Origin of the sequence: Pseudobacillus sp. FSL P4-0506, from assembly GCF_038003025.1 — a bacterium.
Classification (GTDB): Bacteria; Bacillota; Bacilli; order Bacillales; family Domibacillaceae; genus Pseudobacillus.
Genome location: NZ_JBBOOI010000001.1, coordinates 1,180,755 through 1,194,700 on the forward strand (window position 1 = coordinate 1,180,755; position 13,946 = coordinate 1,194,700).

Consider the following 13,946-nt stretch of genomic DNA (forward strand, 5'->3'; position numbering starts at 1 on the left):
ATCGCATTTTTCCTCTTCTAAAATATTTGCTTTCTATGATAAAATTTCGAAATAAAAGGATGTGAAGTTATGATAAATATCGTTACTTTTATGATTATGTCTTTCTTTTTGGTTATTCTTCCGGGACCTGATAACGTAATTTTAACGAGAAATACGTTAAGAGAAGGGAGGAAAGGAGGGTTAAGAACCATTTTAGGGATCTGTTTGGCGCTGTTAGTTCACACATTAATAGCAATCATTGGATTATCTGCTATTATTGCCAGTTCCGCTTATTTATTTTCAATATTCAAATTTGTAGGTGCTGCCTATCTCATTTACTTAGGTGTGAGAGCCTTTTTATCCGTCAGAGATAATAAATTAAAGGCCCCTGCTCTAAGTGAAAGCTACCAAGCGGCAGACGAAAATTTCTTTCGACAAGGGTTTTTAACCGATTTGTTAAATCCTAAAGTGGCTGTATTTTTCTTAACATTTTTACCCCAATTTGTAGAGCCGCATGTGCACAGCTTTGTTCCCTTTCTTCTGTTGGGTTTTATTTATACAGCCCTAACTTTTCTATACTCTCTTTTTTTCATTTTGCTCATAGATCAAATAAGTGGGTTTATGCAGAAACAATCCACTCAAAAAGTCATTCAGGGAGTATCGGGCGCTGTGCTTGTAGGCTTTGGTTTAAAGCTTGCTTTTGAAAAGGCCCCTGCATAAGAAAGGCTGAAGTGATCCAATCCTAATAGGATCACTTCAGCTTTTTTATTTTAAAGGGAAAGTTAAAGGGAATGGCGTATTTATTTCTCTTGACGGAAATTGTCAGAAACGTTAAACTACTTGTAATTACTTCATCATGTTAGCATATTAGCGAACTAAAGCATGCTGCGTGAAATCTACAGATGATCGGGTGATAGACCATGTCGAAGCTGTTAATGTTTGAAAAACCTGTCGGGATGCGTGACACGCTCCCTCATATATATGAAACGAAGCGAAAGCTAAAAGAAACAGCGGAAACAGAGATGAGAAGCTGGGGATATCGATTCATTGAAACACCTGCTTTGGAATATCATGAGACCGTAGGAGAAGCCTCTGCTATTTTGGATCGCCAGTTGTTTAAATTGCTTGATCAGCAAGGAAATACTCTTGTGCTGCGTCCCGATATGACAACGCCGATTGCGCGAGTGGCGGCCTCAAAGTTATTGAAGGAACGTGTGCCGTTGCGGCTCGCCTACTCAGCGAGCGTCTACCGAGCACAGCAGCGTGAGGGAGGAAGAGCAGCTGAATTTGAGCAGATTGGTGTAGAAGTGATTGGTGACCAGACGGTGAGCGCCGATGCAGAGCTTATTGCACTGCTTGTATCTATCCTAAAGAAAACTGGTATGGAGCGTTTTCAAATTTCTCTCGGCCACATTCGCTTTACGGATGAGCTGTTCCGCCAAATTCTTGGTACAGAAGAGCGGGTTGAACATCTACGCCGTTTTTTATACGAAAAAAATTATGTCGGCTACTGTGAACATGTAAAAAGTCTCCCGCTTTCTTCCATTGACCAGCAGCGCCTTCTGCGTTTTCTAGATTTAACAGGGGAACTGAACTGTCTTGAAGGGGCGGCTGATCTAATTGAGGGCGGGGCAGGTAGCGAGGCGATTGCTGAATTGCGCGGTTTATATGAAAGATTGCAAGAATATGGTGTAGCGGAGTATATACAATTCGATTTACCGCTCGTCAGCCATATGAGCTATTATACAGGGTTAGTGTTTGAAGTTTACGTTGATGGAGCCGGAACATCGGCGGGCAACGGAGGCCGTTATGATCATTTGCTCGAAAAGTTCGGCCAGCCAGCCAGTGCTACAGGATTCGGACTTCGTGTTGATGTATTGCTTGGCGCTCTTGAACAGCTGGAAGAGGAAGAAAAAGTACATTGCATCTTATTCAGCAATGAGCGCCGAGTAGAAGCTATTCAAGAGGCAAGAAAACGTCGTGAAGCAGGAGAAGCGGTGCTTTTGCAGGATGTAGCCGGCGTAGAAGATGTAGACCGGTTTACAGAAGCATGCAAGAGTGTCTCCTTCTTCGTAGGAAAAGCAACAAGCGGAAGGGAGTTCTGATCGCCATGTTAACAATTGCGATGCCCAAAGGACGAATTTTTGAAGAGGCAGCTGAACTGCTCCGTGAGTCAGGCTATCAGCTGCCTCCGGATCTCGATGAATCACGCAAGCTAATTATTGAAGTGCCGGAAGAGCATTTACGCTTTTTTTTAGCGAAACCAATGGATGTGGCAACATATGTCGAATATGGTGTCGCAGATCTCGGAATTGCGGGCAAAGATGTGCTCCTTGAAGAGGAAAGAGATGTGTATGAGCTGATCGATTTAAAGATCAGTCCATGCTACCTGGCTGTGGCTGGTTTGCCTGATACTTCTGTGGATGAAGTAGCTCCTAAAGTGGCAACGAAGTATCCAAACGTCGCTTCTTCTTATTTTCGCGGAAAAGGGGAGCAAGTTGAAATTATCAAATTAAACGGTTCTATTGAGCTTGCTCCAATGATTGGGCTTGCAGATCGGATTGTTGATATCGTATCGACCGGCCGGACTTTAAGAGAAAATGGGCTTGTTGAATATGAAACAATTGTAGATATTACTTCCCGGCTAATTGTTAATCCAGCCAGTTATCGTTTAAAGGGTAAGGAAATTAGCCAGCTTGTCAGCCGGCTGTCAGAAATTATTGCAGAAAAGGCAGTGTGAAAGAGATGAAGATCCAAAATATCACACAAGAATTATCGTTAAAGCGTTCTGTGGATAATGGAACGAATGAACAGCGTACCGCTGTACAAAGAATTATTCAAACAGTCCGTGCAGAGGGAGACGCTGCGCTGTTAGCCTACACGAAGCAATTTGACGGAGCAGAACTGAACATCATGAGGGTCACGCGCGGTGAAATTGATGAAGCCTATAACGAGTTTCCTGAGGAGATCACACAAGTGATCAAAGAGGCGGCTGACAATATTTTTACGTTTCATCAAAAGCAGCTGAGGGAAACGTGGACTTATACAGATCAGAATGGGACAATGCTTGGCCAAATGCTGACACCGCTTGACTCCGCTGGTGTATATGTACCAGGGGGAACGGCTGCCTACCCATCCTCTGTGCTCATGAACGTTCTGCCTGCAAAGGTTGCCGGAGTGAAGCGGATTGTGATGGTCTCGCCTCCTGGTCCTGATGGCCGTTTGCCAGCAGGAGTTCTCATAGCTGCTGATATTGCGGGAGTAGAAGAAATTTATAAAGTTGGCGGTGCTCAGGCAGTGGCTGCACTCGCTTATGGAACTGAATCAATCCGTCCAGTCGATAAGATCACTGGTCCCGGCAATATTTATGTAGCATTGGCGAAGCGTGAAGTGTTTGGTGATGTGGATATTGATATGATTGCCGGACCGAGTGAGATTGCCGTTCTCGCTGATGAAAGTGCAAGGCCAGCAGAAATTGCGGCAGATTTATTGTCTCAAGCAGAGCATGATCCGCGTGCAAGCAGCGTGTTGGTTACACCTTCATGGAAGCTCGCTGAAGAGACGGCAGCAGAAGTTGAACGACAGCTTTCGGGCCTTCCAAGGGAAGAAATTGCCCGGGAATCTATTGAAAACTATGGAGCCATTTATGTCGCAAAAGATATGAAGGAGGCGATAAGCGTAGTGAACCAGCTGGCGCCGGAACACTTAGAAATCATGACAGAGAACGCGCTGGATGTCGTGAAAAGCATTCGCCATGCTGGGGCCATTTTTATTGGTCGCTTCAGTTCTGAGCCTATTGGCGATTATTTTGCAGGCCCTAATCATGTCTTGCCAACAAACGGAACTGCCCGTTTTTCTTCACCGCTCAATGTGGATGATTTTATGAAGAAATCGAGTTTAATTATGTATAGCGAGAAAGCTTTCAATGAGAATGTTGATAAAATAGCTGCTTTTGCCCGCTTAGAGGGACTAGAAGCTCATGCCCGAGCTGTAGAGGCACGCAAAGAAAAATAAAGTAAACAAAAGATATAGCAAAACTAGCAGAAGAAGGAGTGGCCCAGTTGAGTAACCGGACGTCAGAATTAACCCGCAACACGAATGAAACCAAAATACAGCTTGCTTTTTCTATCGATGGTGAGGGCCAGGCAGATATTCAGACGGGCGTGCCGTTCATGGATCATATGCTTGATTTGTTCACAAAGCATGGCCAATTTGATTTAACAGTCAGAGCCGACGGAGATGTGGAGATAGACGATCATCATACAACAGAGGATATTGGTATTTGTCTTGGGCTTGCTTTGAAAGAAGCCCTTGGTGACAAAAAAGGAATTAAACGTTATGGAAATGCATTTGTTCCTATGGATGAGACGCTTGCCCAAGTGGTTGTTGATTTAAGCAACCGTCCGCATTTTGAGATGCGCGGAGAGTTTCCGGCGCAAAAGGTCGGCACATTTGATACGGAACTTGTCCGCGAATTTCTCTGGAAGCTTGCTTTAGAGGCACGAATGAACCTTCATGTCATCATTCATTACGGCAGCAACACACATCATATGATTGAAGCGGTCTTTAAAGCACTCGCCCGGGCGCTCGATGAAGCAACAATCGTGGACCCGCGCGTTAAAGGCGTGCCATCGACGAAAGGAATGTTGTAAATGATCGGCATCGTTGATTACGGAATGGGCAACTTGTTCAGCGTCAGTAAAGCGCTTGAGAGGATAGGTGTGCCTTATATTATTAGTGAGTCGCCGGAAGAACTGAATGAAACGAAAGGATTGATTCTGCCGGGAGTTGGTTCTTTCAGAGATGCTATGTCTTTATTGAAAGAAAAAAAACTCGATAGCTTTTTGCATACATATGTAGAAAGTGGCCGTCCGCTTTTAGGTATTTGTCTCGGCATGCAGCTATTGTTTCAGGAAAGTGAAGAAAACGGCCGGACACAGGGCCTCGGATTGTTAAGAGGGAGTGTGGTACGTATTCCGGTTGACAGCGGTGACAAAGTAAAAGTTCCGCATATGGGATGGAATCAGCTTGCTTTTCATCTAGAGTCGCCTGTACTTCACGGTGTGGAAGAAGGCTTTGTCTATTTTGTACACTCTTATTATGTGGACGGGATGGATAGAGAATCGCTGCTTGCCAGCACCGTCTATAGCGTAGAAATTCCTGCTGTTGTTGGGAATAACAATGTGTTCGGCATGCAATTTCACCCTGAGAAAAGCAGCCGGGTCGGCATGCAGCTATTAACGAATTTTACAAAAGCAATGGAGCAATCGGAGGCGATTATATGAGCTTTACCATCTACCCGGCTATTGATATGCACGGCGGCAAGTGTGTCCGTCTAAAGCAAGGCGACTACAGTCAGGAAACCGTGTATGGTGATTCTCCTTTTGATATGGCGAAATCATTCGTGGAAGAAGGCGCAGAATGGATTCACATGGTTGATCTGGACGGAGCGAAAGACGGCAGGCGGATCAATGACCAGTTTGTGATTGAAGCAGCACAAAAGCTTGAGGCGAAAGTGCAGATTGGCGGAGGCATTCGTACAGAAGAAGATATTCGCCATTATTTAGAAAATGGGGTTGATCGGGTCATTATTGGCAGTCTTGCTGTTTCAGAGACGGAGCTTGTTAAACAATGGCTCAATAGGTTTGGTGACAAGATCGCTATCGGTCTTGATGCAAAGGACGGATTCGTTGCCACGCATGGCTGGATTGAAACGTCTTCTTTAAAGGCGGTAGATCTTGGCAAGGAGCTGGCAACAGCCGGAGCAGAAACCTTCATTTTCACAGATATCGCCACTGATGGAATGCTCTCTGGACCCAATATCCAAGCGGTAGCCGAGCTTGCCCGGAAAACTGGTAAACGTGTGATTGCTTCCGGAGGCGTCAGCTCGCTCCAAGATTTAAGGGAAATTAAACGCTTTGAGCAAGAGGGTGTCAGCGGAGCGATTGTAGGAAAAGCTATTTATACCGGCCAATTTACTGTTCGCGAAGCGCTAAAGGAGGCAAGAGGCCAATGATCACGAAACGGATTATTCCATGTCTCGATGTGAAAGACGGCCGTGTTGTGAAAGGTATTCAGTTTGTTGAATTACGCGATGCCGGTGACCCGGTGGAGCTGGCGAAAGTGTATGATGAACAGGGGGCAGATGAGCTCGTATTTCTTGATATTTCTGCTTCTCACGAAGGCCGGAAGACAATGGTGGAAGTTGTTCAGGATGTTGCTTCGCAGCTTGCCATTCCTTTTACAGTAGGCGGAGGCATTAATTCACTTGAAGACATGAAACGTATTTTGCGTGCGGGGGCTGATAAGGTTTCGTTAAACACGGCAGCTGTTCTTGATCCGGAACTTATCACAATCGGTGCCGATTACTTTGGTACACAGTGTATAGTTATCGCAATTGATGCTAAGTGGGACGATGAGCTTGGCTCATGGCGGGTTTATACGCATGGCGGCCGGCAGGCGACTGAGCGAGAAGTCATTAGCTGGGCTCGGGAAGCAGTTGAGCGAGGAGCTGGTGAAATTCTGCTGACGAGCATGGACAGTGATGGTGAAAAACGTGGATTCGACCTTGCGCTGACGAAAGCAGTCAGTGAAGCAGTTTCCGTCCCTGTCATTGCTTCTGGTGGGGCAGGAGATGCCAAACACTTTTTTGAAGTGTTCACAGAAGGGGTAGCAGATGCTGCGTTAGCTGCTTCTATTTTCCATTACAAGGAAACAAGCGTGAACGAAGTGAAAAACTTTTTGAAAGACCGGGGAGTGAATATACGATGAGTGTAACCGTGGAAGAGATTCGATTTGATGAGAAAGAGCTAGTGCCTGCTATCATCCAGGATGCCACTACATATGAAGTGCTAACGCTTGCTTATATGAATAAAGAGTCTTTGCAGCGGACGATAGACAGCGGCGAAACATGGCTGTTTAGCCGTTCACGTCAAGAACTGTGGCACAAAGGAGAAACGAGCGGCCATACCCAAAAGGTTGTGAACATTAAATATGATTGCGACCAGGATGCACTCGTCGTACTTGTAAAGCCGGAAGGGCCTGCCTGTCATCTTGGAACAACAAGCTGTTTCGAGCAATCTTTATATGGTGAACAGACGGAAATGCTGCCGTATACTATTTTGCAAAAACTAGAGGAAGTGATTGCTGACAGGGAGCAAACTCGTCCGGAAGGAGCATACACGACTTATTTGTTTGAAAAAGGCGTCGATAAGATCCTGAAAAAAGTTGGAGAGGAAGCAGCCGAAGTGATTATTGCGGCGAAGAACCGTGATAAGGATGAACTGCAGTGGGAAGCGGCTGATTTGCTCTATCACCTGCTTGTCCTTCTTCGTGAGCAAAAGGTAGAGCTTGCTGATGTGTTAGGTGTGCTTGCTAAGCGCCATGAAGAGAAGAGAGGCAAATAGAGTCGAATAAAGCTGTCCTGAAGCCTTGGAGATAGGCTTCAGGACAGCTTTATTCTTGTGAAATGAGAATCCACACAGGCGGATGAACGAAGTGTATAGAACAATGACTGACGTGTATCGCTGTCTATATGCCGTACTTGCATCTTATTTTTATTTTTGTTTCTTTTCTTCTTTATTAACGAGGCTTTGACATCTATGATATACTCAATAGGTTAATTAACAATGCTCGGAGGACTTACATGACAAAACACTCAAAGCTACGGAAAGAAAAGGGAAAGGTCATCTCTTTTTTGCCGACAGGTGAGTATTACTATACAAAAGGCTTGAAAGCACTGCGGAAGAGAGAGCTGTCAAAAGCGAAGAAGTATTTGTCACGCGCGATGGATTTAGAGCCGATGGAACCAATGATCGCTTGCCAATTAGCGATTGTAGAAACGGAGCTCGGCAATTTTGAACAATCAAATGGCTTGCTGCATTTTGTGCTGGATGATCTAGATCCGCTGATCAGTGAGTGCCATTATTTTTTAGCTAATAATTATGCTCACTTAGGCTTGTTTAAAGAAGCTTTTAAGCACGCCAAGGCATATTTGGAGCAGGACGAAACCGGGGAATTCACAGAGGATGCCGAAGAACTACTCGATTTAATTGAGCTTGACAGTGAAGAAGGTTTTGATGAGTTGGATGAACAGGATGAGTTGATTGCTCTGCAGGAAGAGGCTCGTTATCTGCTTGAGGGCGGCAGTTTCGAGAAAGCAATAGAATGCTTGGAGGGATTGATTGCTAAGCATCCGGATTTTTGGCCCGCTCATAACAACCTGGCTCTTGCTCATTTCTATCTTGGGGAAATTGAAGAAGCCCATGGAGTGTTGGAAAGCGTATTAGAGAAGAACCCTGGGAACTTACATGCCCTATGTAATCTAGCTGTTTTTTTCTTTTACGAAAAGCAATACGGTCTGTTGAGACAACTGGTGGATTTGCTAAGAAAGACATACCCGCTTTTGCCGGAGCAGCAATTTAAGCTCGGCGTAACATTTGCTCTGATCGGCCAGTATGAAGATGCTTATCGATGGCTTAAAAAGCTTCAAAAAAGCGGTTTTGAAGGCGAGCCGGCTTTTTATTATTGGCTCTCTCACTCAGCTTACTTTTCTGGCCGGCAAGAGGCAGCAGAAAACGCCTGGAAGCATATATTGAAGATGAGTCCGGAAAAGGCTGGACAGGAGCCGTGGGCGAGTAAAAAGGCGGAGCAGCTTGGCCATGAGCAGCAGCCTGCTTCAATTGTAAAGCGGTTGAATAGTGAATATGAAGAAGAGCGTTTTTTCGGCATCTTTTTACTTTCCATAACAGAGGATCAAAAGAAAGTAGTGAGCCATCCTGACTTTTGCGATATTGAATCACTCGCTTTCCGTGAGAAGATTTACCTGGCGGATGTGCTTGGCATGTCGGTGGATATCAAACTAAAGGAAGAGGCTCGCATTAGTCTGGCGCATGACACAGCTCTAACTCTCTATAAGAAATTTCAGCCGATCGGTACAGAAGAAGCTGGTTTATTTATGCTTTGGTTCACTGTTTTTGGCGAAATAGCAGAGGAGCAGACACGCTTGAAAAATAAAGAAGCATTTGCAGCAGCCACAGAGTATATGTGGCGCAAACTTCGCGGTGAGAAAGAATCACAGACAAGCCTGGCAGAAAAGTATAACCTCTCTGCTTCTACATTGCAAAAGTATATCAAGTACGTGCGTGAACGATTATAATGATAATGAGCAGAAAATTAGACGAAAGTCCATAGATTGATTAGGATAGAAAGAGAATAAATTATACGATTTAGGGTATCTATATAGTACCGAAGGAAAAGGAGTGGCTAGCTTTGGCAGCAGAAGATAAAATTTATGATGTCATTATTATCGGCGCGGGACCAGCAGGAATGACAGCCGCTGTCTATACATCGCGTGCGAACCTTTCTACGCTAATGATTGAGCGCGGCGTGCCTGGAGGGCAGATGGCAAACACAGAGGAAGTAGAAAATTATCCGGGGTATGACCATATTCTCGGTCCGGATTTGTCTACGAAAATGTTTGACCATGCGAAAAAATTCGGCGCTGAATATGCGTATGGTGATATTAAGGAAATTGTCGACGGCAAAGAGTATAAAATCATCAAAGCAGGCGCAAAAGACTTTAAAGGCCGCTCAGTAATTATTACGACAGGAGCCGAATGGAAAAAGCTCGGCGTACCTGGTGAAAAAGAATTAACAGGCCGTGGCGTCTCATACTGTGCGGTTTGTGATGGTGCATTCTTCAAAGAGAAAGATCTTGTTGTTGTTGGCGGCGGCGACTCGGCCGTTGAAGAAGGAACATATTTAACCCGCTTTGCTAAAAATGTAACGATTGTTCATCGCCGTGATGAGCTTCGTGCCCAAAAGATTTTACAAGATCGGGCATTCAAAAACGAAAAAGTGGATTTTATTTGGAATCATACAGTAAAGGAAATAAATGAAAAAGACGGAAAAGTCGGCAGCGTCACACTCGTGTCTACAGAGAACGGCGAAGAGCAGAAATTTCCGGCTGATGGTGTGTTTATCTATGTAGGTATGCTGCCGCTTTCAAAGCCGTTTTTGAATTTAGGCATTACTAATGATGCTGGCTATATCGTGACAAACGAAAAAATGGAAACAAAGATACCTGGCATTTTCGCGGCAGGTGATGTGCGTGAAAAAACACTCCGCCAGATCGTAACAGCAACTGGGGATGGAAGCATCGCAGCTCAAGCGGCCCAAAACTTTGTGGAAGAATTGAAAGAAGAGTTAGGGGTAGAAGCGTAAGTTTAACAGATTGTTAATCGGCTCGTAATGAAGCTGCAATAAAAATGTGTTACATTAATTGAGTAATCTGATACACCCCCTATATTTAATCATATCCCTTTTGACGAGGTTGTTCCGATAACCGGCACTGACTTCCGCGGCTGAAAGCAGCCGCTGGAATTGCCGGTATGGAGCACCCTCTTTTTTTAGGTTCTCGGCTTAATAGAAGGTTCTGTTATGAAGAAAAGGCTAGCTTTTCTATATTATCTTCTGATTTTAGAGCGGAAACGTTTTCTTAGCGGAACCCATCATTGAGATCAATGGAGTGAACATAGTATAATAATAAGAATGAGAGAAGAGACGGATTACCCGGTTTCTGTTGGAAGCCGGACTTACCCGGAGGTGAAGAAATGTGCAACGTGTAACAAACTGCTTGTTGTTAAAAGATGATAAAGTACTGCTTCTGCAAAAGCCTCGTCGCAACTGGTGGGTCGCTCCGGGTGGGAAAATGGAGCCAGGGGAGTCGATCCGCGATGCTGTCATTCGTGAATATAGAGAAGAGACGGGTATTTATTTACGCCGGCCAGCTGTAAAAGGCATTTTCACATTTATTATTAAAGATGGTGACGATATTGTTTCTGAGTGGATGATGTTTACATTTTTTGCTCAGGAAAGTGATGGCGTATCGATTAAAGAATGCGAAGAAGGCCAGCTGGAATGGCACCCGGTTGAAAAAATAAAAGAACTGCCGATGGCGGAAGGTGATCGCCACATTTTAGAATACATGGTACATGGCACTGGGGTGATTTATGGGGCTTTTACATATACGCCTGATTTTAAGCTGCTTTCCTACCGGCTTGATCCAAATTAATAAAAGAGATATGTACAGAGCAAATTGCTGGCATAACCGCTAAAAGAGAGAGGGGAATGAGAATGAGCAATAAAGCGGGAAGCGAAATGCAGCTGGTTATTATTACCGGTATGTCCGGAGCGGGAAAAACAGTGGCTATCCAAAGCTTTGAAGATCTTGGTTTTTACTGTGTAGATAATTTACCGCCGACCTTGCTGCCCAAGTTTTTAGAGCTGATGAAGGACTCAGGCAATCAAATGAACAAAGTAGCAGTCGTAATGGATATGCGTGGCCGGGAATTTTTTGATTATCTTTTTCAAGCCTTAGATGAAGCGGCTGAGATGTCTTCTGTTACCCCTAAATTATTATTTTTAGAAGCAGAGGATTCTGTGCTTGTTCGCCGATACAAAGAAACGCGGCGCTCTCATCCGCTGTCACCGACTGGTCTTCCTCTCGACGGTATTCAGCAGGAACGCGCCCTTTTGGAGGATTTAAAAGGACGAGCGCATATTATCTATAATACGTCTGCCATGAAGCCCAAGGATTTACGCGAGAAAATTTTAAGTGAGTTCTCACTTAATAAGAAGTCAGTTTTCACTGTGAATGTGATGTCTTTCGGTTTTAAATATGGTCTACCTATTGATGCAGATCTCGTATTTGATGTCCGCTTTTTACCTAATCCGCATTATGTGGACCATCTTAGACCGCGCACCGGGCTTGAAGAGGATGTATCCAGCTATGTACTGAAATGGAATGATACACAGAAATTTCTTGAGAAAGTGATTGATCTGCTTTCTTTCATGTTGCCTCATTATAAAATGGAAGGCAAGTCACAGCTCGTTATTGCGATTGGCTGCACCGGCGGCCAACATCGTTCGGTCGCTTTAGCGGAACACATTGGAAACTACTTTGCCAGCGATTATCAAACCCGGATTACTCACCGGGATATTAATAAAAGAACGGTTCAAGCGCCATGAGGCAAAAACAAGAAAAGAAAGTAGTAATTATTGGTGGCGGAACCGGGTTATCGGTCCTTCTGCGCGGACTAAAAAAGCATCCGGTTGATTTAACGGCGATTGTCACTGTGGCTGACGATGGGGGGAGCTCCGGACGTTTGAGGAATGAACTGAATATCCCTCCTCCTGGGGACATTCGCAATGTGTTAGCTGCTTTGTCAGATGTAGAACCGCTTGTAGAAACATTGTTTCAACATCGTTTTAGCACGAAAAATGAATTATCGGGGCATTCGCTTGGCAACTTGATGATTGCAGCGTTAACGTCAATTACTGGTGATTTTGTTCATGCGGTGCAGGAAATGAGCAAAGTGTTAAATGTTCGTGGTAAGGTGTTGCCAGCAGCCAATCAAAGCGTTGTGCTTCATGCAGAAATGGACGACGGCACAGTGGTATCCGGGGAATCGAAAATTCCTTATTCCGGCAAGCGGATTAAGCGGGTGTTTTTATCACCGGAGGATATCCAACCTTTGCCTGAAACGATCCGAGCGATCAGAGAGGCTGATCTAATTATTGTCGGGCCAGGCAGCTTGTATACGAGTATTTTGCCTAATTTGCTTGTTCCGCAAATTGGCGAGGAAGTATGCCAGTCACCTGCCAAAAAAGTCTATATCTGCAATTTGATGACCCAGGCCGGCGAAACGCTTGACTTCACAGCAAGTGACCATGTAAAAGCCATTTATGATCATATGAGTTGTCGCTTCATCGATACCATTTTAGTGAATAATGACCCGATCCCGGAATACATTCAGGAAAAATATAAAGAGGAAAGAGCAAGGCCAGTCTTTTATGATGTTGATTTATTAAAATCATTGGGCCTAAATGTTATTTTTGATGAAATTGCGATTCGTGAAGGTGGCGTGGTTCGCCATGATACAAATAAGGTTTCTGAGATTCTTTTTCGGCTCATTGAGGATAAAAAATAAATGGAAGAAGGTGGCGTAGTTGTCATTTGCTTCTGAAACAAAGAAAGAGCTAACGACGCTGGAGGTAAAGGATTGCTGTGCTAGAGCCGAGCTTTCAGCGCTCATCCGCATGAATGGATCGCTCTCTTTCTCCAATCGTCTCCTTGTCGTCAATATTCAGACAGAAAACGCAGCGATTGCCAGGAGAATTTATGTACTGTTAAAGAAAAACTATGAAGTAGAAGTAGAATTGCTCGTACGAAAGAAAATGAGACTGAAAAAAAATAATATATATATCGTTCGCTTAAAAGAAAGAGCGCGTGACATTCTTGAGGATTTAGCGATTATTGAAAATTCATTTTCTTTTGTGCACAATATATCTTCGTCCTTAATTGAAAAAAAATGCTGTCGTCGCTCGTATTTACGCGGTGCGTTTTTGGCAGGAGGATCTGTAAATAATCCTGAAACATCTTCTTATCATTTAGAGATATTTTCGCTTTACAAAGAGCATAATGATGCTTTGTGCGAGCTGATGAATAGCTTTGACTTAAACAGTAAAACGCTCGAGCGTAAAAAAGGATTTATCACCTATTTAAAAGAAGCAGAAAAAATCACCGAATTTCTTAATATTGTAGGGGCTCACAGTGCATTGTTGCGCTTTGAGGATGTCCGCATTGTGAGAGACATGCGCAATTCCGTTAACCGTCTTGTGAACTGCGAAACGGCTAATTTAAATAAAACGATCGGTGCGGCTTTGCGCCAAGTAGAAAACATCCGTTTTATTGAATCATCTGTCGGTTTGGATGTATTGCCAGACAAATTGCGTGAAATTGCTGAATTGCGTGTAGCCCACCAAGATGTCACTCTCAAAGAGCTTGGTGAAATGGTATCAGGCACGGCAATCAGTAAATCGGGCATCAATCATCGGTTGCGCAAGATTGATGAAATCGCTGAAAAACTACGAGCAAATGAACCAATTAATAAATAATTGAAAGA

General features: G+C 44.2%; 15 protein-coding genes. All 15 read left to right on the forward strand.

Annotation, left to right across the window (positions count from 1 at the left end; genetic code table 11):
• Positions 1-69: 69 nt before the first annotated feature.
• The 15 genes from MKZ02_RS05680 to whiA all read left to right on the forward strand — a co-directional run bounded on the left by MKZ02_RS05680 (position 70) and on the right by whiA (position 13,938).
• Positions 70-699, forward strand: coding sequence for a LysE family translocator (locus tag MKZ02_RS05680; RefSeq protein ID WP_340852355.1), 630 nt, complete (start codon positions 70-72; stop codon positions 697-699).
• Positions 700-899: 200 nt separating this feature from the next.
• Positions 900-2,084 (forward strand): ATP phosphoribosyltransferase regulatory subunit, encoded by a 1,185-nt coding sequence (locus MKZ02_RS05685; protein WP_120034689.1) that lies wholly within the window; start codon positions 900-902, stop codon positions 2,082-2,084.
• 5 nt (positions 2,085-2,089) lie between these two features.
• Positions 2,090-2,719, forward strand: coding sequence for an ATP phosphoribosyltransferase (hisG, locus tag MKZ02_RS05690; protein WP_120034687.1), 630 nt, complete (start codon positions 2,090-2,092; stop codon positions 2,717-2,719).
• Between the two features lie 5 nt (positions 2,720-2,724).
• Positions 2,725-3,993 (forward strand): histidinol dehydrogenase, encoded by a 1,269-nt coding sequence (hisD, locus tag MKZ02_RS05695; protein WP_340852357.1) that lies wholly within the window; start codon positions 2,725-2,727, stop codon positions 3,991-3,993.
• Positions 3,994-4,040: 47 nt separating this feature from the next.
• Positions 4,041-4,631, forward strand: coding sequence for an imidazoleglycerol-phosphate dehydratase HisB (gene hisB, locus MKZ02_RS05700; RefSeq protein WP_340852358.1), 591 nt, complete (start codon positions 4,041-4,043; stop codon positions 4,629-4,631).
• Complete coding sequence (hisH, locus tag MKZ02_RS05705) at positions 4,632-5,264, forward strand: imidazole glycerol phosphate synthase subunit HisH (protein ID WP_340852359.1); 633 nt, start codon at positions 4,632-4,634, stop codon at positions 5,262-5,264.
• Positions 5,261-5,995, forward strand: a complete 735-nt coding sequence (hisA, locus tag MKZ02_RS05710; RefSeq protein ID WP_340852361.1) for a 1-(5-phosphoribosyl)-5-[(5-phosphoribosylamino)methylideneamino]imidazole-4-carboxamide isomerase — start codon at positions 5,261-5,263, stop codon at positions 5,993-5,995. The genes hisH and hisA overlap by 4 nt, the downstream gene beginning before the upstream one ends.
• The gene (gene hisF, locus MKZ02_RS05715) at positions 5,992-6,750 is read left to right on the forward strand and encodes an imidazole glycerol phosphate synthase subunit HisF (protein WP_340852362.1); all 759 of its coding nucleotides are present in this window, start codon (positions 5,992-5,994) and stop codon (positions 6,748-6,750) included. Before hisA ends, hisF begins: the two co-directional genes overlap by 4 nt.
• Positions 6,747-7,385, forward strand: coding sequence for a bifunctional phosphoribosyl-AMP cyclohydrolase/phosphoribosyl-ATP diphosphatase HisIE (hisIE, locus tag MKZ02_RS05720; RefSeq protein ID WP_340852364.1), 639 nt, complete (start codon positions 6,747-6,749; stop codon positions 7,383-7,385). Before hisF ends, hisIE begins: the two co-directional genes overlap by 4 nt.
• 239 nt (positions 7,386-7,624) lie before the next feature.
• A complete protein-coding gene (locus tag MKZ02_RS05725) occupies positions 7,625-9,136 on the forward strand; it encodes a tetratricopeptide repeat protein (RefSeq protein ID WP_340852366.1) in 1,512 nt (503 codons plus the stop codon).
• Between the two features lie 113 nt (positions 9,137-9,249).
• Positions 9,250-10,203, forward strand: coding sequence for a thioredoxin-disulfide reductase (trxB, locus tag MKZ02_RS05730; RefSeq protein ID WP_259455610.1), 954 nt, complete (start codon positions 9,250-9,252; stop codon positions 10,201-10,203).
• A 391-nt stretch (positions 10,204-10,594) separates the two neighbouring features.
• Complete coding sequence (locus tag MKZ02_RS05735; protein ID WP_049664749.1) at positions 10,595-11,053, forward strand: NUDIX domain-containing protein; 459 nt, start codon at positions 10,595-10,597, stop codon at positions 11,051-11,053.
• 62 nt (positions 11,054-11,115) lie between these two features.
• Positions 11,116-12,009: an RNase adapter RapZ gene (rapZ, locus tag MKZ02_RS05740; RefSeq protein WP_120034672.1), complete on the forward strand. Its 894-nt coding sequence runs from the start codon at positions 11,116-11,118 to the stop codon at positions 12,007-12,009.
• Positions 12,006-12,971 (forward strand): gluconeogenesis factor YvcK family protein, encoded by a 966-nt coding sequence (locus tag MKZ02_RS05745; RefSeq protein ID WP_340852375.1) that lies wholly within the window; start codon positions 12,006-12,008, stop codon positions 12,969-12,971. Before rapZ ends, MKZ02_RS05745 begins: the two co-directional genes overlap by 4 nt.
• A gap of 19 nt (positions 12,972-12,990) precedes the next feature.
• Complete coding sequence (gene whiA / locus MKZ02_RS05750; RefSeq protein WP_340852378.1) at positions 12,991-13,938, forward strand: DNA-binding protein WhiA; 948 nt, start codon at positions 12,991-12,993, stop codon at positions 13,936-13,938.
• Positions 13,939-13,946 lie beyond the last annotated feature (8 nt).